Annotated in this window: 27 protein-coding genes; all 27 read right to left on the reverse strand. The window is 46.7% G+C overall.

Annotated features, from left to right (window positions below; all coding sequences use genetic code 11):
• Nucleotides 1–297 carry a hypothetical protein gene (locus B5F91_RS02335; RefSeq protein ID WP_087427507.1) on the reverse strand — a complete coding sequence of 99 codons (297 nt, stop codon included), beginning with the start codon at nucleotides 295–297 and terminating at the stop codon, nucleotides 1–3.
• A 20-nt stretch (nucleotides 298–317) separates the two neighbouring features.
• Entirely contained in the window at nucleotides 318–689 is a 372-nt protein-coding gene (locus tag B5F91_RS02340; protein ID WP_087427508.1) for a hypothetical protein, read from the reverse strand.
• Nucleotides 686–1024 carry a hypothetical protein gene (locus B5F91_RS02345; RefSeq protein ID WP_087427509.1) on the reverse strand — a complete coding sequence of 113 codons (339 nt, stop codon included), beginning with the start codon at nucleotides 1022–1024 and terminating at the stop codon, nucleotides 686–688. Before B5F91_RS02345 ends, B5F91_RS02340 begins: the two co-directional genes overlap by 4 nt.
• A gap of 4 nt (nucleotides 1025–1028) precedes the next feature.
• Nucleotides 1029–1334: a hypothetical protein gene (locus tag B5F91_RS02350; RefSeq protein WP_087427510.1), complete on the reverse strand. Its 306-nt coding sequence runs from the start codon at nucleotides 1332–1334 to the stop codon at nucleotides 1029–1031.
• Between the two features lie 77 nt (nucleotides 1335–1411).
• Nucleotides 1412–7273: a collagen-like protein gene (locus tag B5F91_RS02355; RefSeq protein ID WP_087427511.1), complete on the reverse strand. Its 5862-nt coding sequence runs from the start codon at nucleotides 7271–7273 to the stop codon at nucleotides 1412–1414.
• Nucleotides 7274–7432: 159 nt separating this feature from the next.
• Nucleotides 7433–7852: a hypothetical protein gene (locus tag B5F91_RS02360; protein ID WP_087427512.1), complete on the reverse strand. Its 420-nt coding sequence runs from the start codon at nucleotides 7850–7852 to the stop codon at nucleotides 7433–7435.
• On the reverse strand, nucleotides 7849–12390 hold the full coding sequence (locus tag B5F91_RS02365) for a tape measure protein (RefSeq protein ID WP_087427513.1): 4542 nt from the start codon (nucleotides 12388–12390) through the stop codon (nucleotides 7849–7851). The genes B5F91_RS02360 and B5F91_RS02365 overlap by 4 nt, the downstream gene beginning before the upstream one ends.
• Before the next feature lie 6 nt (nucleotides 12391–12396).
• Nucleotides 12397–12555 (reverse strand): hypothetical protein, encoded by a 159-nt coding sequence (locus B5F91_RS15290; protein WP_204244655.1) that lies wholly within the window; start codon nucleotides 12553–12555, stop codon nucleotides 12397–12399.
• A gap of 35 nt (nucleotides 12556–12590) precedes the next feature.
• Nucleotides 12591–12977 (reverse strand): hypothetical protein, encoded by a 387-nt coding sequence (locus B5F91_RS02370; protein WP_087427514.1) that lies wholly within the window; start codon nucleotides 12975–12977, stop codon nucleotides 12591–12593.
• A 68-nt stretch (nucleotides 12978–13045) separates the two neighbouring features.
• On the reverse strand, nucleotides 13046–13588 hold the full coding sequence (locus B5F91_RS02375) for a hypothetical protein (protein WP_087427515.1): 543 nt from the start codon (nucleotides 13586–13588) through the stop codon (nucleotides 13046–13048).
• A gap of 1 nt (nucleotide 13589) precedes the next feature.
• Nucleotides 13590–14018: a hypothetical protein gene (locus tag B5F91_RS02380; RefSeq protein WP_087427516.1), complete on the reverse strand. Its 429-nt coding sequence runs from the start codon at nucleotides 14016–14018 to the stop codon at nucleotides 13590–13592.
• On the reverse strand, nucleotides 14015–14332 hold the full coding sequence (locus tag B5F91_RS02385; protein ID WP_087427517.1) for a hypothetical protein: 318 nt from the start codon (nucleotides 14330–14332) through the stop codon (nucleotides 14015–14017). The genes B5F91_RS02380 and B5F91_RS02385 overlap by 4 nt, the downstream gene beginning before the upstream one ends.
• Nucleotides 14320–14661, reverse strand: coding sequence for a hypothetical protein (locus tag B5F91_RS02390; RefSeq protein ID WP_087427518.1), 342 nt, complete (start codon nucleotides 14659–14661; stop codon nucleotides 14320–14322). The genes B5F91_RS02385 and B5F91_RS02390 overlap by 13 nt, the downstream gene beginning before the upstream one ends.
• Nucleotides 14661–14990 carry a DUF6706 family protein gene (locus B5F91_RS02395; RefSeq protein WP_087427519.1) on the reverse strand — a complete coding sequence of 110 codons (330 nt, stop codon included), beginning with the start codon at nucleotides 14988–14990 and terminating at the stop codon, nucleotides 14661–14663. Before B5F91_RS02395 ends, B5F91_RS02390 begins: the two co-directional genes overlap by 1 nt.
• Complete coding sequence (locus B5F91_RS02400) at nucleotides 14987–16069, reverse strand: major capsid protein (protein WP_087427520.1); 1083 nt, start codon at nucleotides 16067–16069, stop codon at nucleotides 14987–14989. Before B5F91_RS02400 ends, B5F91_RS02395 begins: the two co-directional genes overlap by 4 nt.
• A 14-nt stretch (nucleotides 16070–16083) precedes the next feature.
• Complete coding sequence (locus B5F91_RS02405) at nucleotides 16084–16674, reverse strand: head fiber protein (RefSeq protein ID WP_087427521.1); 591 nt, start codon at nucleotides 16672–16674, stop codon at nucleotides 16084–16086.
• Between the two features lie 3 nt (nucleotides 16675–16677).
• Entirely contained in the window at nucleotides 16678–17331 is a 654-nt protein-coding gene (locus tag B5F91_RS02410; RefSeq protein WP_087427522.1) for a hypothetical protein, read from the reverse strand.
• 173 nt (nucleotides 17332–17504) lie between these two features.
• Nucleotides 17505–18200, reverse strand: coding sequence for a hypothetical protein (locus tag B5F91_RS02415; protein ID WP_144025042.1), 696 nt, complete (start codon nucleotides 18198–18200; stop codon nucleotides 17505–17507).
• A gap of 5 nt (nucleotides 18201–18205) precedes the next feature.
• Entirely contained in the window at nucleotides 18206–18568 is a 363-nt protein-coding gene (locus B5F91_RS02420; RefSeq protein WP_087427524.1) for a hypothetical protein, read from the reverse strand.
• Nucleotides 18569–18570: 2 nt separating this feature from the next.
• On the reverse strand, nucleotides 18571–18975 hold the full coding sequence (locus tag B5F91_RS02425) for an antitoxin HicB (RefSeq protein ID WP_087427644.1): 405 nt from the start codon (nucleotides 18973–18975) through the stop codon (nucleotides 18571–18573).
• A 13-nt stretch (nucleotides 18976–18988) separates the two neighbouring features.
• Complete coding sequence (locus B5F91_RS15105; protein ID WP_158099878.1) at nucleotides 18989–19147, reverse strand: hypothetical protein; 159 nt, start codon at nucleotides 19145–19147, stop codon at nucleotides 18989–18991.
• 39 nt (nucleotides 19148–19186) lie between these two features.
• A complete protein-coding gene (locus B5F91_RS02430) occupies nucleotides 19187–19375 on the reverse strand; it encodes a type II toxin-antitoxin system HicA family toxin (RefSeq protein ID WP_087427525.1) in 189 nt (62 codons plus the stop codon).
• A gap of 143 nt (nucleotides 19376–19518) precedes the next feature.
• Nucleotides 19519–21027, reverse strand: a complete 1509-nt coding sequence (locus tag B5F91_RS02435; protein ID WP_087427526.1) for a phage portal protein — start codon at nucleotides 21025–21027, stop codon at nucleotides 19519–19521.
• Between the two features lie 12 nt (nucleotides 21028–21039).
• The gene (locus tag B5F91_RS02440) at nucleotides 21040–22308 is read right to left on the reverse strand and encodes a PBSX family phage terminase large subunit (RefSeq protein WP_087427527.1); all 1269 of its coding nucleotides are present in this window, start codon (nucleotides 22306–22308) and stop codon (nucleotides 21040–21042) included.
• The gene (locus B5F91_RS02445) at nucleotides 22301–22843 is read right to left on the reverse strand and encodes a hypothetical protein (protein ID WP_087427528.1); all 543 of its coding nucleotides are present in this window, start codon (nucleotides 22841–22843) and stop codon (nucleotides 22301–22303) included. Before B5F91_RS02445 ends, B5F91_RS02440 begins: the two co-directional genes overlap by 8 nt.
• A 315-nt stretch (nucleotides 22844–23158) precedes the next feature.
• On the reverse strand, nucleotides 23159–23908 hold the full coding sequence (locus B5F91_RS02450) for a ParB/RepB/Spo0J family partition protein (protein WP_087427529.1): 750 nt from the start codon (nucleotides 23906–23908) through the stop codon (nucleotides 23159–23161).
• 217 nt (nucleotides 23909–24125) lie between these two features.
• Nucleotides 24126–24800 carry a phosphoadenosine phosphosulfate reductase family protein gene (locus tag B5F91_RS02455; protein WP_087427530.1) on the reverse strand — a complete coding sequence of 225 codons (675 nt, stop codon included), beginning with the start codon at nucleotides 24798–24800 and terminating at the stop codon, nucleotides 24126–24128.
• Nucleotides 24801–24897: the final 97 nt, after the last annotated feature.

Here is a 24897-nt window from a genome sequence, read left to right on the forward strand (position 1 = left end):
TCAAGCCCCCTCGTTTATCTCGGCCATTGTCACCTCACTACCGCTTTCGAAACGCAGGTGTATGCCTCCGCTCGGATATACACCGTGCCCGAAGGCGTAGTCAATCACCTGCCCCGCATCATACACTATTGAAGCAGGCAGAGGGGAGCACGCCTTGTACTGACCGCTGGAAGTGCTGCGCTGATAAATGGAGAAAGATCCTCCACTTGCCCTTTCTACGTGGAGGATATAGTCCTTGTTCACTGTGGATTCAGCTACCCATTTGTCCCCGTTCTTCGTAAAATTCAATGTTGCCATAATATTTCCCTCCTTTAAAATTAATAATCACTTGGCGGAACACGGCCTTTGCATCCTTTCACCTGACACTCCTTGATACGGAGTGAAGTGTTCTCAAGGGCAAGTGTCGTATTTTTCTCCTGCAGTTCGCGTATGCGTTGCCGGTCTTCCTCCTTCTCCTTATAGAGCTGGTCTATCTTGGCATTCAGCTCGTCCACCCGCTTGTCCCGCTGCTCGTAAAGAGCTTTCCATTCATCGGCATACCCCGTCAGATTTTCCATTTCCGCCCGGCGTGCCTCGGCATTCGCCTTGCGCTTCTTGGAGTCATAGAAAAGGAAAACTCCAAGAAGCGGAAGCGCTACGGAAGACACCAGCGAGCTGATGATGGTCACCACTGTTTGAAAATCATTCATTCAGCACCTCCTTTCAGGTACATGAACCAAGCGTAACGCCCTCTGACTTGCAGGTAGCTCATGCTCCCTTGGTTCATGTACGCCTCACGCTCGAACGATATGTTCCGGTATGCCGTGTGTGCGTTCCGGTACATCACCAGCCTTACAAGCCACTCGATGACGTACCATAGGTAGAAGAACACGTACAGCGTTTCCTTCATCTGCTCGGTGTGTATAGCCTCGTGGTTGATGTCTATACTGCTTATCACTGCGTCACCCCTTACGAACAGGATGCCGAAAATGTTAATTGCCTTGTACCCCTTGAAGGGGATGATGTTGTTCCTTACTATCTTCATACCCTCACTCCGATAAATAATTAAACAATGTGCCAATGGCAAAAGCCAGCCATACAGGGACAAAGCCCAGCACGGTAGCCAAAAGGTCCTTCTTGTCGACAGAAGAATCAAAAAACCGCTCCTTTACCCATGCCGCAAACAAGGCGACAATCAGCCCTGCCAAAGGAACAAGCAGCGTCCGCCAGCTTGTAATGCCCTCCTGAACGTCCATTACGATTGACACTACGGCACAAATCAATGCGCCGCCTAAGAAGTGCAGAACCTTGTCCGCACCGAACTTACTGATGATTTTGTCTGTAAATGCTCCCATATCAAATATCCACTACTGTTATGTTAAACTTTCCACTTGGTTTTATATAAATGTCTATATTCTCCATATATCTTTATTTACCAATTAAAATCATGCTCCGAGATTACAATTTGATTTGCACCCAAAGTGGAAGAAGCCACTGACGGCTCCACCCATGCTGATGGTATAGCCTGCACTATTATACTACCACCCCCTTGAACTGCCACAGCATGTCCATTTACATAAATGTATGATCCACTACTAGCACCGTCATTTGCATGAATGACAAATACCCGTTGCGTAGGACCAAGTTCAAGTTCATAATAGTATGAACCGCTGTTAGACAAGACTATCGTATCAACGGGCATACCTGCAATATTATCAGGTGTACCAACCGAGCCTCCGTAACACGGGATAGAGTAGTAACGTTGCCCGGAAGTGGATGTCTTCGCGGTCATATTATATATTGTACTCGCCTTGTCTGTACCGTTAGGATAGTAGTACACTGAGTTAGTCAATACACGCGCGGTTATCCGACTGTATGCTCCGAACTGATTACGGCACCATATTGAGCTTGAGTAGAATCTGAGGGGTCTTCCGTCTACTGTGCCCTGATTCTGTAGGTCAATGCCATTAAACCAAGCCTTATCGGCGTCTAAATCTATCTCACCGCCTGCTGTCTTTAATGATTCAAGCGTTCCGGCAATAACGCCTTCAAACCTTCCGTTTTGTGCAATAAGGTTTCCTTCTTCGTCTACACGGAAAGGCGCGCTGTCCGGCTCTTCTGCTCCAGCCCAAAAGCGTATCTTATCCCCGGATGTGCTTCCAGATATGCCGGCTGTAATCGTACCGTCATCTTTCTGTATCAACAACCGATTACCTTGCATGAACTGCAACTGCGCATTTTTCGCAATTATAAGGTCTGTAAGTATCGCCGTGACGTTCTGCGAGAACTCTAACCAGTAAGTAGTGTTGCTTACGCCTATGCTCGAAGATGAAGTATGAGTTCTTAAGCATAGGTATGCCCGCCATCCGGTCGAATAGCTGTTATTCCGAACCATTGCCACGTCAATATACCGGATTACAGAGTCATCGTTAATAGCACTATCATTCCGGTATTCTCGCCCGGTAGTCCAAATGGATGTGCGTATCACGCAACCCTGTATGCCCTGCTTTCCGTCCGCTCCGTCAGAACCCGGTCTGCCGTCAGAACCCGGTCTGCCGTCCTGCCCGTCTTGACCGTCCTTCACTACAGGCACCGTTTCCATATCTGCCAGAACATTGTCTTTGTATAGTTTAAATGTCATTTTAGATGACACGCTAGTTGTGCTTATGGAGTCTCCGGGACCTATCTGAGTTTCTGAACTACTGTTGTCCCTTTTGTATGCCATTGTCATGCCGGAAGGCAAAACAGTCACCGTCGAAACAGTACCTCCGTCATTCTTTGTCACGCCACAGGAAATGGAAGAATTGACATAAATGCCGTTCTTGTTCACTTTGATGACGTTCAGCGAAGGCATAAGCTGGTAGATGACGGCGTTTTCCCCGTCTTTCCCATTTTCCCCGGCTTGTATCTTCAATATCCTGAATACCGCCTTACGTTCGTACGTGTTCCCTTCATGCGTTCCTTTTACATTATATTCCAATTCGATAGTATCCGGTGCGGAACTGCTAATGCTTGTAATTGTAGACCTTGACCCCGATGCACTATTTGTAACACCCACTCCGGTTACATGGCTATTTGTAATCGAAGTAATCTCCATCTCCTCCGTACCGAAGTACATGGAGAAGTTCACTGTGATGGGCAGCCCGTTTACTACATTTCCTTCTGCATCACACGCAACGGAAGCCATTTCATTATCAAGGTCAAGCGTTACTGAGCCTAGCCCGTCTAGTCCGTCATGGACTACAGGAACGGTTTCTTCGTCCATAATTTCCGAGCCTTTTATAAGCTGGAAACCTACCGACTGCATCGCATTATTCACGCTTGTAGTTACAGGCAATTTGGTATATATGCCAATGGACTCACCGTCTATGTACATACGTATGGAATACCCTTCAGGCAGCGATTCAATCACAGACGAGCTATTACCGTCTGTCTTCTTTACGTTACAAGACACGGAAGATGCAGATAAATCTCCATTCTTATCCACCTTTATTGCGGACGGCTCCACAACAAGACTATATATTACCGCATTCTCTCCGTTAGCACCCGGCTTGACCTTGTTTATCTTTATGTAGGCTGTTCGTTCATAACTCTGTCCGTTATATGTGCCAGAACAAGTTACAGGTACGCTAATCACGTCTGGCGCATAACTAGCTATAGCTTTTATAGTAATCTGCCCAGTCCCTTTATTTACGCTTACCTGTGTCACTCCTGCGGGCGGGTCTACGTCCAATGAATCTAACACTAGTTTCTCTGTTCCATAATATAGGCTTGCAGTAGATACAATCGGAAGTCCTGCGGTTACTTTTCCTTCCGCATCACACGCCACGGACGCCATTTCGTTATCGAGGTCAAGTGTTATTGAGCCTAGCCCGTCTAGTCCGTCAGCCACGAAAGGGACGGTTTCCGCATCAATCAGGACATCGCCCTTTTTCAGCCGGAACTCGACCGACCGCACAATCCCGCCGGTCACGATGTCATCGTTCAGCGAATAGGCGGTTTCCGCCAGCCCGTCCTTGCGCACCGTCATCGTAAACCCTTCGGGAAGCGCGGACAGGGTTTCCATTTCCTTGCCGTTTATCCTGCTGGCAGAACAAGCCACGTAGGATTCGGAATAATTGCCTTCCTTGTCTATCTTGACGACATTCACGCTCGGAACCAGCCTGTACAGCGTGGCGTTCTCCCCGGCTTTCATCTTCAGTACGGTCATCACCGTGCTTCTCGTCACCGGCATGCCGTCATCGTCAGCCGTTACCGTCACCGTAATGCCGAAACTCTCCGCCACGTCCTTGCCGACGGCGGAGACCGACAGCACGTGCGTCTCTCCGTCCACGCTGCACGTTACCCCTTCGGGGGCATCCGTCACCACGCTGGAGATGGCAAGCGACTTCGTGCCCTTGTAGAACGCCACGCCCGAAGTTACCGGCAGTCCTGCGGTCACGTTGCCTTCGGTGTCGCAGGCTACGGAAGCCATTTCGTTGTCAAGGTCTATGGTATAGGCGTCCGCCCCGTCACGGATGATGGAAACCGAGAAACGCTTGTCGAAGACAACGTTCCCCTCACAATTCACTTCTATGTCAACGTAGCACCCGTTGTAGTCCGTAATTGAATCGATTATAACAGAACCGGCATCAATATGAGCCGTACATCCATGCGCATTCAGGGAAGCTATGTATTTGCCCGGCTCAACGCTCGTTGAGTATAGCAATTCCGTCTCGCCTTTAAACGCCTGTATGTGTGTTGAAATTGTAAACTCGGAAGTGACCAAATTCTCATCAACTTTCACGGTGCGTTCATAAGAGGACAGTGATACATTATAAGCGTCTTGTCCTTTCAACGCTTCTTCGGTGTCCGGAGTGAACTGGATGTTCACGCCCGTAAAGTAGCAGTTCTCTTGGAATGTGCCGTAGCCGTGCATCACCATGCCGCCAATAGTAAGCCCTTCGAGCAGCCCGTCCTGCATGGATATATTCTTTGTGGGGTCTATCACCCACGTGTTCACGTCCTTCAACCGACGCGTGTAATATCGTGTCTCGTAGGTTATCGACTGGCGTGTCTTGTCGGTGAAGTTGCCGTAGGCGAAGAAGTTCATGCCCTTCATCGGATGTACCGACGTGCCTGCCTGCAAGGCGTAACGGAACACCATTCTACCCGGCTCGTTCGTAATAATTTCAGTAGGCGTGAAGTAAGAAGTGGAGAATCCGGCATATCCGTAGAACCCGTTATCATCCTCCATATCATCCTGCTGGTTGCCTCCGTCAAGGTTATGGAACACGCCACGGCAGATGTCATCCACGTGCAATGTACCTGTCTGGTCTTCCAGCAAGTCCAGTTCAGCGGTCTTGTTATCTGTATCCACTGACTTGATTGTACCGAAAGCGAAGGTGTTCGCCTTATCGCCCGAAATGACATCAATGCAGTTGAACGTAATCTTCGGCACAACCAGTTCGTCACGCAGATAAGCCCCGTCCGCCTCCATATAGGTCTTACCAGCAGCATTCTTGTAGAAAGCCGCCCCGCTTCCGCCTATCATGCCCTGAACAAACGGGAAGAAATGCGCGCCACCCAGCATGCGGAGCAGGTAGTTGGTACTGTCTTCCTTGTCCTTTCGGAGGAATGTAGCCAATGAACGCAACGCAGAGAACACATTCGTGTCCGATGCCGGAGTTGAATCGTTGGTCTTGATAACATAAACTCCTGACCCTCCTCCCGTTCCCTGATAGGTCTGACCGTTGAACGTGAGCGAATCCACCTTGTCCTCAATCTCGTTCAGGCGCGAATATTGCGCACTCTCGCCAATGGTGTATACAGGGTTGTCATAAGGAATGTCAAGGCACATTTCCCAGCCTATCACACGTGATATGCGGCCTTCCTCCCCGAAGAAGCCGGGGTTTACAAGGTTTATTTTCTGACCTACATCGAACGTGCGGCTTATCATGTCCTCCTTTACCCAGCTCCATCGCAGAGTGACGGTGTATGTACCGTCATCCACCTTGGTCTTGTCAACGTACTTCTGTGCGTGCTCTTTTAACTCCTGTTGCGCTTCGGGGATATACAGGTCTGACACCATCTTGATATTGAATCCGTAGAGGATATACTTGTCTCCGTCCTCCGGCTTCATCACCTCATCGGGAAGTCTTCTGCCGTAGTCCTCGTTGGCTTCTATTTCCCATATCTGGCTTCCTTCCGCCGTACCTTCCGGCTCGAATATCACCCCGAAGTCCAGCCCGTTCAGCTTGCCCGACTGGAATACAATGCGAAGCTCCTTGCCTTCAAGTATGTACTTCTCATCGAACGTCAGTCCCGTGTCCTTATATTGATAAGCCTTGAATGTCCCGGTCTGTTCTCCGCCTTCACCCTCAATGGCTCTGTCTACGGGTTTAACGTCCGAAAGCGTGCCTATACGTTTAGGATAGACATCATCGAAGACAACCACGGCTTCTACCACCTCAAAGGGGTGCATGTCCGGGTAAGCGTCTATGTACGGGGTATCCTCCGGCATCATCAGCCGTTTCTGGACTATGCCGTTGACAGTAAGGTCAGGATTGTTGGTTTCCCTATAGTTCTCAGGTATGTTGCGGTCGGAGCCGAACGCATAGATACGGGTGGCGAACGTGCCTTTGCTCTCGTTCCGTGTCATGTCCGATGCTTCCACGCCGATTTCAATCTTCACCGCATCGCCGTGCTCGCAACGTCCGAAGTGAATCACGTTCTCCGTGACCCACACGTCGCAGTCCCATGCGTTCTCGCCGCCCATCGAAAACAGGGCGTCCAACAGGCGTGTGTTGTCGTACGTCATCGCCACCGCCTTGTTCTCTACTGTGGAATCTATGCTGTATTCGTAGGGGACGCCGTTGTACGTGAACCCCAGTTCGGAAAGGTTGCGGAGGAACACTCCAAGCTGCACGTCAAGCGGGGCGGTAAGGCTCCATGACGCTTCTCCGGCTGTCGATTCGGGAGTGTACTTGAAGATGAAGTTGTTCCACAGCCAGTAGTATGCGTTCAGCCTGAGCTGGTACTCGTACGCGCCGGTAGACGTGTTGTATGACGGGTTTTGAAGCTCCGTCACGTAATACATCTTCGCCAGCTTGCCGCCCAGCGCATCATCGAACACGCCCCGCAAGTCCACGTACGAGCCTATCTTGAAATCAATAGGCGTGCGCAGCTTGAACGGGAGCACGATGTAGTCGTGCTGCATCAGGCTGTAGTAGCCTTTGGCTCCCTCGTTGATTGAAGTGGAGAGCAGGGTGGTTCCGCCTGCGGATTTTATGTCGATTTTAGCCTGTGTTGCCATGCTTCGAAGTTATCTATAATCTTCATAGGGTTGTGGAGATTCCACATCCCCTGTTTTCACCACAGCCCGTTGGTGAAAAATCTTTCCCAAAGTTCGCCAAACGGATCCTTAAACGCGAGAATCTTCACTTCCGATACGAAACAATGGAGGGATTGTTCGTTATTCCCTGTCGGCAGGGTTCGGCTCCGTGCACTTCATCGTGAAATGTCCGAAGTCACGCCTCCTGCTGAGACCGTAGGATATGCTCTTTCCGGTATACACCATCTTGTACTTCTGCGTGCCGAGAGCCGGTATGCGTATGGTGAAAGCCCCCTTCTGCAGCTCCGTCTGGAACGCCGCCTTCTTGCTCCGGTATTCCGTCTCCGACGACCCCATGATGGTGAACCCGAGCGTTATCTCCCGTGAGTCCACTTTCGGGTTGCCCGTGTCTATCCTTATGCCGTCCTCCAGCCTGCTCTCGTCCTCCACATATTCTTTCATGGGAAGAGGCGCGTCTATCGCGTCAAGGAACCCTTCGCTCATGTTCACGCCCCATGTGGTGTATGCGTCCTTTTCGTTTATGAATAGTTCTCCTGTCATATTCTTGATGTATTCTGTTTGACAATGGAAATGTCCGCCTTTATGTCCTTCAGGTACTTTGCAGAATCCCCGGTATTTTCACTTATCTGTTGCAGTTCAATGTACGATTGGGCGATGATGTTACGCATATCGTCGGCAATATCGCTGATTCCCTGCTGGATTGCCTCCTGCCTGAGCGAGCTTTCGTTGAGTGCTGTAAATCTTCCGTTAAGCTCCGATGCCTGGTCTTGCGTCATGGTCTCGTATCCTCCGGAAGATGCGGACTGCCGTTCCTTGGCCTCTTCGCCTATCTTGTCATATCCCGTAGCCGCCGCAAGCTGGTCACGGAGGTTCAATGCCTCGTTGACATATTTCATGTATTCGTTCGCAAGGGCATTCCTTTCCGATTCCGAAAGCTCGTTGTCTTCCATTGATTCTCCGAACTTCTTCCACCATCCTTCCAGCTTGTCATAGTACATTTCGCCTATTTTGTTGGAAAGCATCGCGCGCATGAAGTACTCGGATATATCGTCTGCAGCCGCTTCCGCATCATACTTCATGTCCATGAGGCTGTCTATGAAGCTGCTGTACATAGAATCGAATGAAATCTGTGTAAGACCTTCATACAGGTCATTCGTGATGTCTTCCAGTTTGCCCGCCTGTTTTATGTAGGCATCCAGCTTTTCCGTTACACGTCCTCCATATCCTCCTTCACCGGCATTCTGCATTGCGGTCCATATTTCCACATTGCTTTTCAGCATCTGCATCTGTTCGGGAGTCCATGACCATAGGGAATCGGTGCCTGAAAACGTTTCGTCTATATTTTCACGGATCCAGTCTATCCAGTCCTGCGACCATCCCATGTAATACTGCCATGAATGGTGCGAGTTGTGGTACCCAGCCTGTGCCCGTGCCATGTCAAGATAGTTCCGGTTCTGTTCCTTCTGGTATTCGTATGCCTGTCTTGACGCTTCAACGGAAATTGTTCCGCGTCCCTGCTTGATGGTATCGTTCAACGCGTCGATACTTCCCTGCAACGCTTCGTTCCTTTCCGTGAGCCTGTTGATTGTGTCGTTCACCTCCTTGGCATTGCCGTCGGTCCATGAAGAGAAACCTCCGAAAGTGATTGCGTCCCAAAATCCTCCGATTCCGTCACGGAGAGAATCGAACAGGGACACGAATATATCGCCGGAAAATATGTCTGAAACAGTATTGTTCAGCACTCCGAACACATTCCCTATAACGTCTTCTACAATTGGGCTGATGCCTTCTTTCAAAGCGTCAAGCGCGGAGAATATTGCGCCAATAAACTCTACATCTCCCAATTTTTCAGCAGTTCCTCCGAATCCCTTGACGAGTTTCGTGATTCCCTGATAAAGGTTGGACAGCCCCCCGGAAGAAAGCTGCTGGAATCCCTGCGTCACGTTTTTCAGTTTTGCGTCAAGTGTCGTTACGGTACTGTTCAGCTGGTTGCTGCTGTTTCTGACAATGTTCTGCTGGTTTTCTACGTTCTTTGACGCGGCATCCGCCTTGTTCTGCGCATCGTCAAGGGCAAGCTTGGAAATGTCAATCTGTTCCTGCGTCCCGTCTTTCAGAGCCTTTTCATAATCTTCCTGAGCATTCTGCAGCTTCTCCACGGCTTCGGCTTCTTCCTCCTTGGCGGAATTGAGGTCAAGGACATTCTGTCGGAGCGTATCAACCTGCTTCCCAAGATCGCTGAACTTGACCTTTCCAAGACCTCCGACCGATTCTTCCATGCGTGATATGGCCTTGATTACGCTTTGCTGGTCGGAAGCGTCAAGTCTCCTGAACTCTTCGGTCTTGGCATACTCCTTTATCTTATCAAGAACCGGCTTTATGACTTCCGAGAAAGTTCCGTCCAACTCGCTGAAAGCAGTGGCCCAGTCTATGTCCATTTTCAGCGCATTGGTATTTACTTGAGCAATGGCTGCATCTCGTTGCTTCTCCAGTGTTATCCTTTCACCTTCGCTCTGGGCTTTCGCTATCTTTTCCGCATATTCTTCGGCTATGGCCAGTTTCTGCTGCTGGAACGTGCCGTATTCCTGCAAGTAGTTGCGCATGGCTTCGCGTTCTGCCTTGTATACCTTATCCGATTGCTTATTGCGGCTTTCATTGTTAAGTTTGTTCGCCCGGTCTATTTCGGCTTGCTGTTCTGCAGTCAGTCCGTTTGCATTTGTGCCTGATATTCCGGATTTTCTGTTCAGTTCGGCGAGTTCCCGCGCCTTTTTCTCTATCTCCGCTTTCTGCGATTCGTAGTCATCGTCTATCTGTTTCAGCTTTTTCGCCGTGCCTTCCTCCATGAGGGCAGTTTCCTGTTCTTGATTCTTCTGCCTAAGGCTGAGAAGCTCATCGGATACTTTCTGTTGGTTTTCTTTCTTTTTTTCGGCGTCCTTTTGTTGTTTGATTAGGGATGTTCCTGTAAGTCCTCCAAGGTTCTTGTATGCTTTTTCGGTGGTTTCTACCCGCTTCTTGGCATCTTCGTATTGCTTGCTGGTGAAATTGTCCTTGTCTGCTTCAATCTTTTCCAATTCTTTCTTTGCTTCCTCCCAGTCCTTGCGCGCTTGCTCATAATCCTCTGCATAGGTTTTCGGAGCTTCCTCTTTAACGGAAAGTTCTCTGTTTACATCTGTCAGTACCTCTTTGACCCATTTGGCACGTTCCTTCTGTAGTGATTCAAGCTGTTCACGATATTTCTTTACACTTCCCCAATCTGAATTGGCCTTTGCTGTATTAAGGTTGTTTTGCGTAACTGCTATTTGGGCGTCAATGTTTTCAACCATCCTTTGTTTGGATTCTCGGCTTGATACGGATGCTTGGTCGTTGTATTCCTTCCATAATTCTATCAGGTCGGTTATATGCCCTTTTTCGTCAACATATTTTTTGAAAATGTCAGGATATTCACTTTTCAGCTTATTTAAAGCATCCGCTCTCGCTACGGTTGCAGTAGTTTCGTCATTGATGGTGCTTATAAGGCTTTCAAGGCTCTTTTTGCGTTCTTCTTCCTTATTTTTCATTTCGGACGATTTTTGGCTGAACCTTTCCTGAGCCTTTTCAGCCGCTGTAGTACTGTCAGACAATGCCCACATGGTTGCCACCAGTCCGGTAATCACCGTAGCTACCGCCACATACGGATTGGTCAGCATAGCGGCGTTAAGCAATAATTGAGCCTTCCGGGCAATAACCCTCGCATTTGTCAAAGCTACTTCTGCGATGGTGTGTTTGCTTGTAGCAATAGTAGCCAACATGACAGCCGTTCGATATGCTCCGTAAGTGGCGACAAGTCCGACTAACACCTTCCCTACCGTTTCGTAATTTTGAATGAGCGTTGTAGTAAGCTGTATGCCTTCCATGATTACCCCCTCAGATGCTTGTCCCATTTCGTTGAAGGCGTTGTCCAAGGCATCCTGCATCATGGATAGTTGTCCGTTGATAGTCTTTGAGGCGTTTTCGGACATCTGGTAGAACTTACCTCCTGCGCTGGTGGCGTCAATAAATGCTTGCTGTACCATCTCGGCAGAAACGGCTCCTTTTGACATCTCGTCTTTGAGCGTTGCGATGGATTTTCCTGTCTTTTCAGCGATGATTTGCAGAGGATTGAATCCGGCGTTTATCATTTGATTCAAGTCCTGCCCCATGAGTTTTCCTGCGGCAGACATTTGTGAAAACGCAAGTGTAAGAGACTTGAATTTAACACTGTCTCCCATTGATATATCGCTCAATGCCTGAAGGTATCGTACCGTGTCTTCCGCTTGGATATTGAAGCCAAGCATCATCTTTTCGGCATTCACCATGTCTGTAAGTGTGAGCGGGGAAATCTTTGCCATCTCTTTCAGTTGAGTCATCAACCCAGAGGCTACATCCTTACCCACCATCGTTTCAATGGCCGTCTGCATAGACTGGAACTCTCCACGGACACGGACAATCTGTGAAGCCAATGATTTCAATGCCGTAGCTCCGCCGATTATACCAAGCATCTTTCCCAACGACAGAGAAAGCCCGTTGTTTGTTTTGATGGTTTCTCCCGCTTCCTGTTTGTAAAGAGAATACTCATCCCTAAGCTTTTTCACCGAAAGCCGAGCTTCAGCTTGTTGCTGCGTTAATCCAAACAATGCCGCTTTCTCTTCATCGAGTGCCTTGCGGGCAGCGTTGTATTCTGCCAGCTTGCCGGATGCTCCTATAGGATTATTCTTCAAAGCCGTGCGATAAGCGTCCCCAAGACGTTTCACATCAAACTCTATGTCCTTGATGACAGCCCGTTGGGCAATAATCTTTTCGGATAATCCGTTCACCGTCAGTGAGGCATCATATATTTTCTTCTTGAAGCCATTCTCAATCTCAGCTCCGGCCTTGGCTGCTTCGGTTACCAGCCCCATCATCTGTTGTTTAGTAGACGCAAGTTGCGTTTCAAGCGTTTTTGTAGCCGCTGGAGCACTCCTTGAGTCCATCTTCTTCAGTTGGGTTTCCAACTTCTCGCACTCTTGGCGGAGTTTTACAACTTGTTCCCAGTCACTCGATACCTTGAAATATAGTGTTGCCATATTTTACTATTCATCAAATTTTCTGTTCTTGAAAAACTCTGCGTCCGTCACTTCCTGCATGACATCCCCGTAAGCGGCACGCAGTTTATCTTTTTGCATGATTACCAGATTGCGATACGGAATTACATCCACTACTTCCATGTACGTCAGATGTAAATTTTCCATGAACGACGCAATCTGACCCAATAGGCAGTCGTTTCCTATTGCCGTTGCTTTGCTGTCAGGCTTGCTACGTTCTTCGCTAAAACTGACAGCCTCAAAAAATTTTTAGTAGACAGTAAGGAGTAAGCTGATTCAAGACCGTCTATAACTTCGTTCAGTGTCCCGTTTGACAGCTCTTCAAACAGGCTGTCATTACCTTGAATAAACCATGAAAGGGCGTGCGCCAATGGTTCTACATTGTTGATGGAGGCAAGCAGTTCCTTTATGTTCTTTCCATCTTTCACGTCTGACAGCCAATAAGCCGCTCCAGCTATCTTCTTGATGGTAGGCGGGGTTACTATGTATGATTTACCATTCACAATTACCACCTTGAAATCCATGCCAAGGATGGCACTGCTTACTATTTTTGCTGCGTTCTGTTCCATATCCTAAACCAAAAAGGCGGTGAGCAATCCACCCACCGCCGTCCTGAAAACAATCAAATTCACCAATTTTATCCCCCAACTCCGGCAGCATCCACTTTCGCCCCGTCAAAGAGGTAGTCGGATTTTACACCTTCATTCGGGTTACTCATGGCTACAGCCGTAACGCCTAAACCGATGTTCTTTTCCACTTGATTCCCTTTGCCTATAACAGCCGCATTGGTGAATACTACATAGTTGCCGGTTTTTGTCTTTCCAACAATACCCTTGTTAACAATACTCGGTGTATCGGAAGATTCCCAACCGTCATCCGTACCGACTTTCTTTCCTCCTTGCAGGGCAACCTTGTCATCAAATGACCATTCACCCATAGTGAAAGCGATGGTTTTCGCTCCCTTTTGGGTTACATCACGATAATAGATTTCTCCGTTCAACTCATTAATGTAGTCGGTATAGGTAGGGTCGTCTTCCGTGTACTGCCATGTGTCTTGATGGGAGTTCTTAACTTCGGTAGCAGTTCCCAGCCAAGTTTTCAATGAAGCTGCCGTGACAGCCGCATCAAAAACATCTCCATACCAAATTTGGCTGATTCCTATAAATGGTTTAAGTGCCATATCATTTTACATTTAATACTTGAAACAATAATCTTACATTCACATAGTGACACTTCAAAGCTGTGTCCGCTTCCGTTCCGATCTGGTCGATTTGATAGAGATAACTGCAACCTTCGTATTCTCCGGTTATGCCGTCAAGCAGCTCCAAAGCCTTATGTTCCAACTCTTGCATACGAATGCAGTTTGCCCTGTTCTGTATGCGTGGAACTTGGATATTGACCTCATTGAAGTTCTTTATCCAGTAGGTGCCAGGTTGCTGTCGTTTGACATAAACAACAATCCTTTCAGTCTGTAGTCCTTTCTTTGAATCAACAGCAGGAATTTCATCACTATTACCTTCGTCCCCCTCAAAGACTACATGGACTTCATCTATACCGAAAGCCTTGCAATCTCGATACAGAATGTTCCTTATGTCTTGCGGTGTTATCATTCTATTTCTTCTTTCAATCGTTTCTCCGCGAACAAAGCCGCGCCACTTAATACTTCATAACCCTTGCTTTCCACATTCGAGGCATAGTTATAACCTTCAGGACTTTTAGCGTCATTCTTCAGTTCCAAACCTTCGTCTGATACAGAGTATCTGTTTGACTTTCGGAGCGTCCCTGTTCGGTTCTGATAACTGCCATGCTGTACCGCATAATCAACAGCCTCTTTGCCGACCTTTCCCTCAACTTCCTTGACCTCGCTTTCGCCCTGTTCAAAGAAATTATCCACGTCCGAAAAGTCAAAATCTACTCCAGCCATATATCGCAACGTCCTTTCAGTTCCTCCGAATAACACTCTGCATTTTTGATTACTTTGCCTTCCCCGACAACTTCTTCCGTCACCTTGTCAATGCACCTAATCATCGTGTCCAATGCTATCTTTTCTCCCTCATATACTACATGGAAAGAATAAACCCACAGCTTGCCATTTACAGACACTTCCTTTTGCTGGGAGTTGTCGTGACAAAAACACTCTGTAAGGTCGTTCCATTGCTCTCCTCCGGAACCGGGTATCGGTCGCCCGTACTCGTCATTCTCCGGCGGCGTAATTGTTCTTACTTGCAATATATGAGGTGCTTCTTCTAACATTACAAAAACTTGATTTTAGGTTTGTCGGCGTTCAGTTCATCGTCCAGCCCGTATTTCCTGCATAAAAAAGCGTAATACTCCTTAATGCCCGAAATGTCCCAAGACTGGGATTTGGAATGTCCGTTCTCTGAAACAGATTTGGAAGTAGCACGGAGCAACAGGGATGGGATGAAACCAACCATGGAAACCGACACGAGGCCGATATTCTCACCCGTCAGTTCATCTTCCCCGTTAATCCCCGATGACAAGGACATTTCCAGAAGGTCAGCCTCCGACACCGTGATGCCGAAGGTCTGAAACTTGCCCCGTATGTAGTCCGCTACCGTCATGCGTTCATCGTCGAAAGGTCGAAGTTCACAATCAGGTTCGGGTTCGTTATCTGCGGAATCCACTCGGCGGTGTACTCCAGATAGCGTCCGTTGTCGTCTTTGTAGCCGCAAATCAGCATACCTCCGTCGGCACCGGAGTAGTTGCGCCCGGGCGTCGGGTCGGTAGCTTCATACGGAGTGTGCCAACGCATGTAGCCAATACGGTCTTGCGGCAAGAGGGTAATGCGGTCATCGGCATAGATGGCCACGTTCTTGCCCGTCTGGTCTTTCACGTAGTCTTCCTTGATTTCGATAGCCGGAAGCCCGATGCCGGTGAACACCTGCGATGCCAGTTGAGACGTAATCAGCCCAGTGGAGAGGTACATCTCATTGCCGGAAAGCTGCATCTTGAACTTGTCGCCGAACTCTGTCGAACCGATGATGTTCTTGACGAACGTGCCACGGGACATAATCATCTTCGGGAACGTACCGTAATCCACACGCAGCGCATTGATTTGCTGTTGCAGATAGGTGATGAAATTCGTCTTGTCACCAGAAGTCGGAGTGATGACTTTGAACGGGAGTTCGATGTTCAGCAATTCCACTCCGGCGGCATTGTCGTCCTTGTTCTTCACCGTAGCTTTTCCGGTCATCAGCAACGAGCCTACCACGATGTCCATGCGCTTGTGGGCGGCAAGGAGTGCCTGGCGATAGTCATCATAGATGAAGTCCACGATGTCACGCATTGCCTGTACCTGGTCGGCTGTCTTGGCTGCGTTATATTTGTCTACCAAGTCCTGAAGGTCAGAAAGACGGTCGATGGAGATTTGGTAGCGGTCGCCCAAGTAGGCGATTTCACCATACCCCGAACCGATTTCCCTACGCTCACGGATAGGCTTAGCACCATAGCGTGAGTTGATAGAACCGGCCATCACGCCTGTTACCGTACCGATGTAATCCTTGAATACACGGGTAGTTGTTCGGCGGAAGGCGAGATACTGTTGCCAGTAAATAGCATCCTTGCGGGTCTGAAGGACGCGCTGAATGACCGCGTTCACGATGTTCGGGTCATTAAAAAGAGTATGAATGGTTAGCATCATAATTCGTGTCCTCCTTATTCGTTAAATTGGAAATAAGGCATGTTGGCCTTGTCCTTCGCATGGAAGGGAATGGCCAATTTAGCCGGTTCAATCTCAAAGGCTCTCATCAGAAGAGCTACCAGCACAATGCCGTTTTCAATCTTCGCACGTTCGTAAAGTGCGGAGTTGGCAGTTACTTTAGGAGTCTTGCCGGTAGCTGCGGTCGCCTCAAAAAGAACTGTTCCAACTTCCAATGTCGCACCAAAGTCTGCTGCAAGAGTGAGCGTATCATAATTAGGGTCAGACTTATCAATGGAATTGACTGTCGCCCCGTTAGAACCGTTACCCAAGTGCATTCCTGCATAAGCGAACGATTTTTTCTTGATTTTAAGCGTTGTGTTACTTCCGGTCGTGAATTTTTCAGCCACTTCTACACGGATAGCTACTTGCGCTGTTTTCTTCTTCAAGTCAGCCGCAATGGGCGTGAATGAAGGCAAATACTCACCGACGGGAAGGTTTGCCGTGTCGAGCTTGTACGGGCCACGTCTGCGGCGTCCGGTCTCGACATCATAGCGTTCCTCCTTGACTTCTTCGGGAGTAAGGTTGTAAGTAAATCCTGCTGCCATAAATTACTTCTTTTGTTGTTCTACAATCTGTTTCGTGTCGTTCTCAATCATCTTTGCGAACTCACTTGTCTCTTTCTCCAGTTTCTGCTCGGCAGTTTCTGGGGATTTGTTGAACTGGAATCCCGCGTTGGTCATTTCCTGCTTCACGTCCTTCATGTAGGTGTCCAAGTCCGTGTTTTCGGGGATTGTGCGGTCTTTCAGCATGAAATCGGGAATACCGTACTTCTTGGCCACCGATGAGATTTGCGCCATGCGTTGTGCTTGTGCCTCTTTGGCTTCAAAAGCCGCCAGCTTGTCGGAGAAAGGCTTGATGCCTGCGGCGATGCCGTCGGCTATCAGCTTGGCGATGTCCGGCTTTTCGTCCGGCTTTGGTTCAGGTTTCGGTGGTTCGGGTTTCGGGTTCTCGATTGGCTTTCCGTCCTTCAGTCCATGCTTCTTCTCGTAGTTGGCTATCGAAGAAGTTTGCGCTTGTCCTGCGCGGAAATCGCCGTAGTTTTGCATCACGTCCTGAAAGCTGATACCCTCCACGATGGAGTTTACCTTCGTTTCATCCGTTACACCCTCCGCCTTTTTGGTGGCGATTCGGGTAAGTGTGGCAGTGTCCACCCCAGAAAACTTTTGTTGTAGTCCTGCCAAGATTTGTTCAAAGATTGTCATACCGTATGTTCTTGATTGATAAATTCATACGGTAAAGTTACGGATATGTATATGCGAGATGAAATTTTAGGGGATGCGATACGAAACAATTAGGGGAATGTTTGTTTTTATCAGATTTAAGGCAAAAAGAAAGCGCGAAACCGGGTGGAATCGCGCGTATTTATTAGAGAATATCACAAGAGTTTTTTCTTCTTTACTTCCTTTATAGACCCAACAGTCAAAGCTATTATTGGGATAAGATTTATTATTAATTGTAAAGTATAATTTATATAGGCTCTATTAAGTATAACAGGAATCAACCCCAATATCCACTGAGTTATCCATATAAAAAATACTAATATACCAAGTCCAATTATAGTTCCTAATATAGTAGCAATTTTATTCTTCTCAACAACAAATGGTGCAAAAATTAGGTATAATGACAATAAAGCTAAAAAAATAATCCATAAAAGAGATGAGGTTATCGTATGCCACATTTGATTCCTTTCAACTTCTGGAAACCATTTCTCCATTTTAGAGAATATATTCTCATTTAAATTTGTGTCATCGGGTTCTTTAGCATCTTCAAGTTTTGTATTTTTAAACAATGAAGCAAACCATTGAAATATATTTTGCCGATTTATAGCATTTGATATTTTTTCATCAAAATAAGCCACTAGTACAGAATCAGATTCGCAGATTTTTTTAGCTTCCTCAACTTTAACAATATAATCTGTTTCCATTTTATTTATCCAATAATACGATGTTCCAAAGATATTATCTAATAATAGAATGATCAATATTACTAATAATGGAATACCTATTTTTCGAGAGATGGAAATTCTGTCATTTTCCAGAAAGCCAATGAACTTTTTTATTATCTCCTCCATAAATATCACATCTTAACTTCTAACTCTTTCCCAGTTAAATCAAAATATAAATTCTGAAGCTGATGTAAATATTTTACTTCTATATTATAACCAACTACCTTTAAGTGAAAATTGGCATCAAGTTCCATTAATGGATTATAATAAATAACCGTATCACCAGATTCTTGTTTTACAAAGTTACATTTACTCAATATATCTTCGGTTATTTGAATAGGTTCAAGTAGATGATAATCGTATGGATTATTATTATCATTAACACTAACTAAATATCTATCAATTGCAAATATTGTTCCGATTTTAGACTCTCTTCCACTATCATTTTTAGGCCAAACATAATTACCTATTCTTAATTCCTTAATCTCTATCATAATTACAACAAATTTATAGCTGCCAGTTCCTCTGTCAGTGCGTTAATACCTTTCTGTATTTTCTCTAATTGTTGCTTGCGAGGCTTATGTACCCCAGCCGCATAGTGCCACAACTGGCGTTCATTGATTCCGGTTATACGACTCAAAGCTGCCTTTGTGAAGATGCTGCTGTAATAGTTGATAAAGGTTGCCGCATCTATCTTGAACTTCAAAGTAAATTCCCCCTGTAACATTTCTGCCGGGGCGATATTCATCTCCTTGCATGACTCCAGATAAAGTTCTACGGCTTCCTGCATATTCTTTTCGATTTCCTTCACATCGTTGCCGGTAGTTATTACCGGAACACCTTCAATGTAAGCACTGAGATTATTCCCGGCATGTTCTACAATCACTTCAACGGTTTTCATATAGCCCTCCTTTTTATTCATCTTCAACTTTGACAGATTCAATTCTTTCGTGAATAGGATTTATTCCTTTTAATAAATCTTGTTTGATTTTTTCCGCAATCTTCTGATTTATAAAGACATCCTTATTTTCGTAATCATACGATATAATTATAGTTATTTTCTTCTTTTTCATACTGACCTCCTTCTTTTAGTTAAACAAAAGAGGCGGGGGCTATTTTAGCCCCGCTTGCCTCAGAATGTTGTAATAAGTGCCTTTCTCAACGCCTTTCTTGCCGTGGTCGGGTACAACAACGATATGTGTACCGTCAGTATAAACCATGTGGCTACCTTTTTGCCTCACGAACCAAAAGCCATTTTCAGTAAGCAGCGTTACAACGTCTTTAACTGATTTGTAGCTCATAGCGTTTACGACTTTATTACGGTGCAAATATAGTAATTTTATGAATAATAACAAAGAAAGTATTCATGTTTTTACTATGAATATAAAAAATAGCGATACCCGAAAGAATATCGCTATACCTTGTATGAAAATGTCCCAGGAGACTATTTGTTCATATTCCTACTGTTGAACTTTGACAGTTGTTCCTGCTTGGAGATTTCATTTTGCTGTTTCTCGGCTTGCTCCTCCTTTATCTGCTCGACCTCCTCCAGCACATTATCTACATTTCCAACGGAAGTGATTGCGCGCTGCTGTGACCATAGTTCTCCGTTCTTGGCTTTCAGTGCTGTATCTATCTTTTCGGAGAGGTCCTCCAAACGGTAAGGTTGCATCTGTACATCAATGTCTATCGTCTCGGAGGCTTCTTCAAGGTTAGAATTGAGCGATCCGAGGGCGGAAACAAGGAAGTTCACACGCCGCTGCATGAACTCACCGACAGTTTCATTCAAGTTCTCCACGTTAAGGTGGGTGGACATGAAGACGTAATCGAATGCCACGCCACTGACAGCGTTCCCCGTTCCCTTCAGGCTATCAAAAGAGATGCGCGGCGTGTTGGTCAGACCGTAGATTTGGGAAAGCAAAGTTTCTACCTCGAATTTAACTGTCTCTGGTACCTGATTCCAGGTAAGATATTGTGCGTTAGCACTCATACCGGTAAGCTGCACAATACGGTTCTTCAGTTCACCGCTCAGTTGCTGCACATCACCAAACAACATCAGGATGGGAAAGAAATGATAGTCAATGCAATCGGCATAATTGGATAAGAGTTTCTCCAGCCGGATGCGGAGCGTCTTAATCTTCTCGCAATAGGCTTCGGAGCGGTACATATAGATGACTGGCATTTTCTTGAACCCATGACGGAACGAGGCGGTTTCCTGCCAGCCGTTCGTCTGCTCCCACTGATAGACCATATCTTTCGTAATGGTCATAAAGCAGGTAATCTCCATGTCATTTAAATCTTTCTTCTTATACTCACGCGAGAGAGCCACTAAATCACCGTTATCATTGAAAAACGGGTAGAGTTTATCCCCTCGAAACGGAGACCATAGTACGCTTTTCAATCGGTATTCGGGCATAGATTTTCCAAATATATCCGCCACCTTGCGTTTCAGTTTCGCCCAGAAACCATCATCTTTCACCACATACCAATACTCGGCCACCTCCTGCTCGGCCAGCCACGAGCGCACGGCTTTTTTGTTCTGGTACTTGATTTTGTTCTTCTTGAACACCTGCTTCAGCGCTGACAGCAAGCCTTCTTCCGACTGTTCAGGTTTGCAATCAAGTATAGGCTCAGTTCCTACGGTGAAAGCCGTCTGAATATTCACGATGTCCTGCTCAATAGGTAGGGCGATGCGGTTTGGGTCTACCAGCTTCTTCTGCTCCGGCTCCACATGTTCCTTTCCCGTGGTGGGGTCGGTGAATCGTTGCTTCGGCTTTAATGTGACCTTGATTTTCGGATATTTCTCTTCATCGGTGATAATCTCATGGCGGTTGGGATTCCAGTCGTTGTAGAGCTTCACCGCGTCGGGAAGGTCTGTCTTGCGAGCCTTCTTCAAGTAGTATATCTTTTGGTCTGTGTCTTGCAGGGCAAGAACTTTTGCTAATGTTCTCATATCTCAATATCTTTAATGTCCGAATATTCCTGAATAATCTCTCGGTTTCAATATACGCCCAAGCAGGACTGATAAGACATAATACCGTGCCGCGTCGATGGCGTGATTATCTTTGTCCACAGGCTGGTTGATATAGTTCCCGTTCTTGTCCTTATCCCATACATAGTTACGCAGTTCTTTCTGCAAGTTGTATGACCTCCGAGTAACGAATATCTCCATGTCTTTCATCTTATCAATACCCGCCAAGATAGAGCCTTGTCCTTTCTCGGTGGCGTATATGTTCACCCCTCCGTTGTGTATCTCCTGAATGAGGCGAGGGTCTGCACTGTCTGCATAGACATTCAATCCCCACGGGCGGAGCGACTTTACTATATCTGATGAAAGCAGGTTGGTACGGTAGTCTATCTCGTCTAAATAAAGAGCGTTATCTATTATTCCACAACGGACTGCGGCGGTACTATCGACACTATAGCCGAAGTCCAGCCCGATACCCACTTTCTTGCACCACTGGGGGAATTCATCCACAATGCCCCACTTCTTGAACACAGCACCCTCCGCCACGTCCGCCCAGCGACCTATCACCGTGTGGGCGTACTTTTCGGGATTGTCCTTTTTCATCTGCTCCACCTCTTTCAGGAACTCCGACGAAAGGTGGTCTAAGTTGTCGAAGTAGGTCGTATGGATATGCAGCACGTTGGGATGCGTGGATATTTGCACGGGAACGCCGTCAATCTCCACCAGCTTGTGCGTGTTCTCGATATACTTCTTGTAGATGAAGTGGTTACTATCCGTTGGGTTCATTATGATAATGATGCGGTTCTGAATACCCTTTTGACGGATGGAGAGCATGATTTTGTCAAAGTCCTGCTCGTTTGTCCATTCCTCCGCTTCATCGCAGACAAAAGTCGTAATGCCGTGGATGGATTTCAGCTTTGCCGTTTGATTCCCTGATGAAGTTTTTATACCCCGGAACATAATACGCCCACCGCTTCTTCGATTGATGATGTCCGTCTTGGTGGCACGGAAGTATTTGCCAGTTCCGTCCATCTCTATCTTCTCCATCATTTCGGGGATAATACTCATGTGGGCGGAAACCATCGTATAACGGGAGTAAAGGATAGTGTGGGCAAACGACCTGTCAAGTGACTTCTCGAATGTTAGTCGCTCAATGAAGGCGGAAGCGTTGAAAGACTTTCCACTGCCACGACCTCCCGTGATAAGTATGATGAATTTCTCCTTATCCGTGTAGAGTGGGGTGTATATAGCCTGGGGTTTAATCATTGGTGTTGTCGTTTATCCATTTCTCGATGTCAATACTTCCATTGGAGGACACATCTTCATCGTCCTCTTGCTTCTTCTCAACCTTGCGCCATTCCTCATCATGGTGGTACAGCCAAGTGGAGAGAGCCTGCATATTCGGCGGCAGTTCGGTTTCACCCTCGGTGGTTTGTATCTCTTCATCTTCGGTATAAACGCCGTCTATTTTCAGCTTCCGGGTGGTTACGGTCTTGTTCTTGATTTTCTTGCCACCCAAAGCCGCTTTGAGATATGCACCACGCACGATGGAGTTGATTTTTCGGCGACCGCGCGCTAAGACTTTAGCTAATCTGGCAGACCTGCGTTCGTTTTCCTCATCCGACCACTTATCATAGTTGCCGTTCTTCATGCAATTAAACACTTCGGGAGACAGCGAAACGCCGAACTTATCATCCAGCGCATCCGCTATCTCCGCATCGGTCAATCCCTGCATGGAGAGTGCAAGGATTTCGTCGTAGAAATCATCACTGTCGTAGTCGAATTTCTTGGGTCTTGCCATAAATTGTTATCCGTTATTTAATCCCATGTATTGAGAGCGGGAAAATCTTATATTTGCGCTATTCTTTAAAAGAGTTTCCATCTCTTGTGTTCTCCCTTGTGCCCTTAAAGAAAGAGCCTGGCTTCTCGCGTCTCTTATTGTTCTGCTCGTCCTTATATTTTGAGCATATCTATTAAATGTATCATTAGCTCTATTCAAACGACTATAGGTGCCCTGCAATGTTGAAGCCTGAGCATTAATTCGATTGATTTGATTTACTAAATCATTATAAGATTTACTTCTTCTGACTCAGCATTCCTCCTAAATTTTAAGTTATTATTCAATTCTTTCTATTTGTTCGTCAAACAGTTCTCCTTTGATAAACTTCTGATAATGGTCATACCCGAACCGCTCACAGAAAGCCGCCTTAGCCTCCCATGTGTCAAAGGACAGCATCAGGTAAGCATCCATGTTGGCGGCTGTTTCCTGCGCCTGTTCCTTGACCTGCTGCTTCACGTCTTTCATGTGGGCAACCTTTTCGGCACGCTCCAACTGACGGGCTGCTTTCTCGGCTTCCTTCTGCTCTGTGACGGGCTGCATCATTTCTTCCAATGCCCCAGCTAAAGAGTTTTCTTCTTCGGTCTGCAAAAGGAAATCACAGCCTATCATGTTCAAGTCCGCATCGGTCAGACCTGCATCCTTGTAGTCAATATCAGGAACGAGACGAGCCAAAGCGTCGTAATCCCACTGACCGCCGATGTTCGGATTATTTAGGGCTATATTCAAAGACTTCTCGGTCTTTTCATCCACGTTGATAAGCTCCACACGAAGCGTGTAGTCATTCTCGTGCGTGACTTCATTGTATTTGTTCAGCTCATCCAATACAGAAACTTTTTGATGGCCTCCGACAATGGTGTAGCCCGTTGCTTGGTTTACGACTATGCCGCCGACAACGCCATACCGTTTTATGGAACGCTTCAACTGCTTGCGCCCCTCGTCCGATATGGTACGCGGATTGTAAGACGCTGGCTTTATCTGCGAGCGTCTTAGCTCCACCGACTTGCTGTTGAAATACTTATTATCCATTACTCAATCCCATATACTGCCGACGGGTGTATCTTGTACTGGCATTACCACCGTCATTAATTCTTGATATATTCAAAGAATAATTGGTATATGCTCTGTTAGCTACGCTGGCACGTCTTGAAGAAACCGAAGTATTTGCCATTATTCGGTTATATTGATTTCTCAAATCATTTTGACTTTTTGTTCTAACTCGTGTTCTAACTCGGCTTTCCTCCTATTAGTTTTGTTTGTTATGATACTCCCATAATATCCGCTCTGAAAGCGGAAACACTTTGTAAATACGTTGCAAGTCCTGCGGATAGTTCTTCTCCAGCCAAAGCATACAATCGAGGTTAAATCCGACGCCTGAACTGGCTTTGAGTGAGTAACGTACCGGTTCGGGAAGATTGTGCTGCTTCATGTATGATAGCACGTCTTTCTGGGTCCAGTCAGCCAAGGGGTAGCACATTCCGTTGTTCTCGTACCCATTGGCTTCATATCCTTTCAGCATCAAACGCCTGTTCATGCCATCGGCTTTCTTCATGCCCAAAAATGCGTAATGTATGCCGTATTTAAGCTGCATCGCATTGACCACATCCGCCAGCTTCAACAGCTTCACCTTTGAATTAGGCACGCAATACAAGCCACTGCGAAGAATGTAAGTCAGGTTCCAGTGCGGTACTTCGACAAACTCAATCTTCGGGTATCTGGCTTTCACCCATCCAATCCAGCGGTCTATGTGTTCAAGATGTTGAACAAAGAACATAAACACGCACACTATGCGTTCAAATTTCGGATAAAGCATATCAAGCAAGACCAAACTATCCTTACCAAGAGAGCAAAAGAGTATCGCGCTGTCAGACTTACACCTGATAGCGTCAATACTCTTGTATGTTCTTTCTTGCAGCGTCATGGTTAGCCACCCGATAAGCCTAAACCTGTACGAATGTTGCGATACTGCTGTTGTCGGGTGATGTAACGTCCACCCTGCGATAATCTGCCGGTAGTGG

The organism is Bacteroides sp. An322, assembly GCF_002161765.1.
Taxonomy (GTDB): domain Bacteria; phylum Bacteroidota; class Bacteroidia; order Bacteroidales; family Bacteroidaceae; genus Phocaeicola; species Phocaeicola merdavium.

Bases quoted from the DNA above. Each gene is read 5' to 3' on its own strand.
- B5F91_RS02335 (WP_087427507.1), bottom strand. From the start codon at position 297: ATGGCAACATTGAATTTTACGAAGAACGGGGACAAATGGGTAGCTGAA.
- B5F91_RS02340 (WP_087427508.1), bottom strand. From the start codon at position 689: ATGAATGATTTTCAAACAGTGGTGACCATCATCAGCTCGCTGGTGTCT.
- B5F91_RS02345 (WP_087427509.1), bottom strand. From the start codon at position 1,024: ATGAAGATAGTAAGGAACAACATCATCCCCTTCAAGGGGTACAAGGCA.
- B5F91_RS02350 (WP_087427510.1), bottom strand. From the start codon at position 1,334: ATGGGAGCATTTACAGACAAAATCATCAGTAAGTTCGGTGCGGACAAG.
- B5F91_RS02355 (WP_087427511.1), bottom strand. From the start codon at position 7,273: ATGGCAACACAGGCTAAAATCGACATAAAATCCGCAGGCGGAACCACC.
- B5F91_RS02360 (WP_087427512.1), bottom strand. From the start codon at position 7,852: ATGACAGGAGAACTATTCATAAACGAAAAGGACGCATACACCACATGG.
- B5F91_RS02365 (WP_087427513.1), bottom strand. From the start codon at position 12,390: ATGGCAACACTATATTTCAAGGTATCGAGTGACTGGGAACAAGTTGTA.
- B5F91_RS15290 (WP_204244655.1), bottom strand. From the start codon at position 12,555: ATGGAAAATTTACATCTGACGTACATGGAAGTAGTGGATGTAATTCCG.
- B5F91_RS02370 (WP_087427514.1), bottom strand. From the start codon at position 12,977: ATGGAACAGAACGCAGCAAAAATAGTAAGCAGTGCCATCCTTGGCATG.
- B5F91_RS02375 (WP_087427515.1), bottom strand. From the start codon at position 13,588: ATGGCACTTAAACCATTTATAGGAATCAGCCAAATTTGGTATGGAGAT.
- B5F91_RS02380 (WP_087427516.1), bottom strand. From the start codon at position 14,018: ATGATAACACCGCAAGACATAAGGAACATTCTGTATCGAGATTGCAAG.
- B5F91_RS02385 (WP_087427517.1), bottom strand. From the start codon at position 14,332: ATGGCTGGAGTAGATTTTGACTTTTCGGACGTGGATAATTTCTTTGAA.
- B5F91_RS02390 (WP_087427518.1), bottom strand. From the start codon at position 14,661: ATGTTAGAAGAAGCACCTCATATATTGCAAGTAAGAACAATTACGCCG.
- B5F91_RS02395 (WP_087427519.1), bottom strand. From the start codon at position 14,990: ATGACGGTAGCGGACTACATACGGGGCAAGTTTCAGACCTTCGGCATC.
- B5F91_RS02400 (WP_087427520.1), bottom strand. From the start codon at position 16,069: ATGATGCTAACCATTCATACTCTTTTTAATGACCCGAACATCGTGAAC.
- B5F91_RS02405 (WP_087427521.1), bottom strand. From the start codon at position 16,674: ATGGCAGCAGGATTTACTTACAACCTTACTCCCGAAGAAGTCAAGGAG.
- B5F91_RS02410 (WP_087427522.1), bottom strand. From the start codon at position 17,331: ATGACAATCTTTGAACAAATCTTGGCAGGACTACAACAAAAGTTTTCT.
- B5F91_RS02415 (WP_144025042.1), bottom strand. From the start codon at position 18,200: ATGGAGGAGATAATAAAAAAGTTCATTGGCTTTCTGGAAAATGACAGA.
- B5F91_RS02420 (WP_087427524.1), bottom strand. From the start codon at position 18,568: ATGATAGAGATTAAGGAATTAAGAATAGGTAATTATGTTTGGCCTAAA.
- B5F91_RS02425 (WP_087427644.1), bottom strand. From the start codon at position 18,975: ATGAAAACCGTTGAAGTGATTGTAGAACATGCCGGGAATAATCTCAGT.
- B5F91_RS15105 (WP_158099878.1), bottom strand. From the start codon at position 19,147: ATGAAAAAGAAGAAAATAACTATAATTATATCGTATGATTACGAAAAT.
- B5F91_RS02430 (WP_087427525.1), bottom strand. From the start codon at position 19,375: ATGAGCTACAAATCAGTTAAAGACGTTGTAACGCTGCTTACTGAAAAT.
- B5F91_RS02435 (WP_087427526.1), bottom strand. From the start codon at position 21,027: ATGAGAACATTAGCAAAAGTTCTTGCCCTGCAAGACACAGACCAAAAG.
- B5F91_RS02440 (WP_087427527.1), bottom strand. From the start codon at position 22,308: ATGATTAAACCCCAGGCTATATACACCCCACTCTACACGGATAAGGAG.
- B5F91_RS02445 (WP_087427528.1), bottom strand. From the start codon at position 22,843: ATGGCAAGACCCAAGAAATTCGACTACGACAGTGATGATTTCTACGAC.
- B5F91_RS02450 (WP_087427529.1), bottom strand. From the start codon at position 23,908: ATGGATAATAAGTATTTCAACAGCAAGTCGGTGGAGCTAAGACGCTCG.
- B5F91_RS02455 (WP_087427530.1), bottom strand. From the start codon at position 24,800: ATGACGCTGCAAGAAAGAACATACAAGAGTATTGACGCTATCAGGTGT.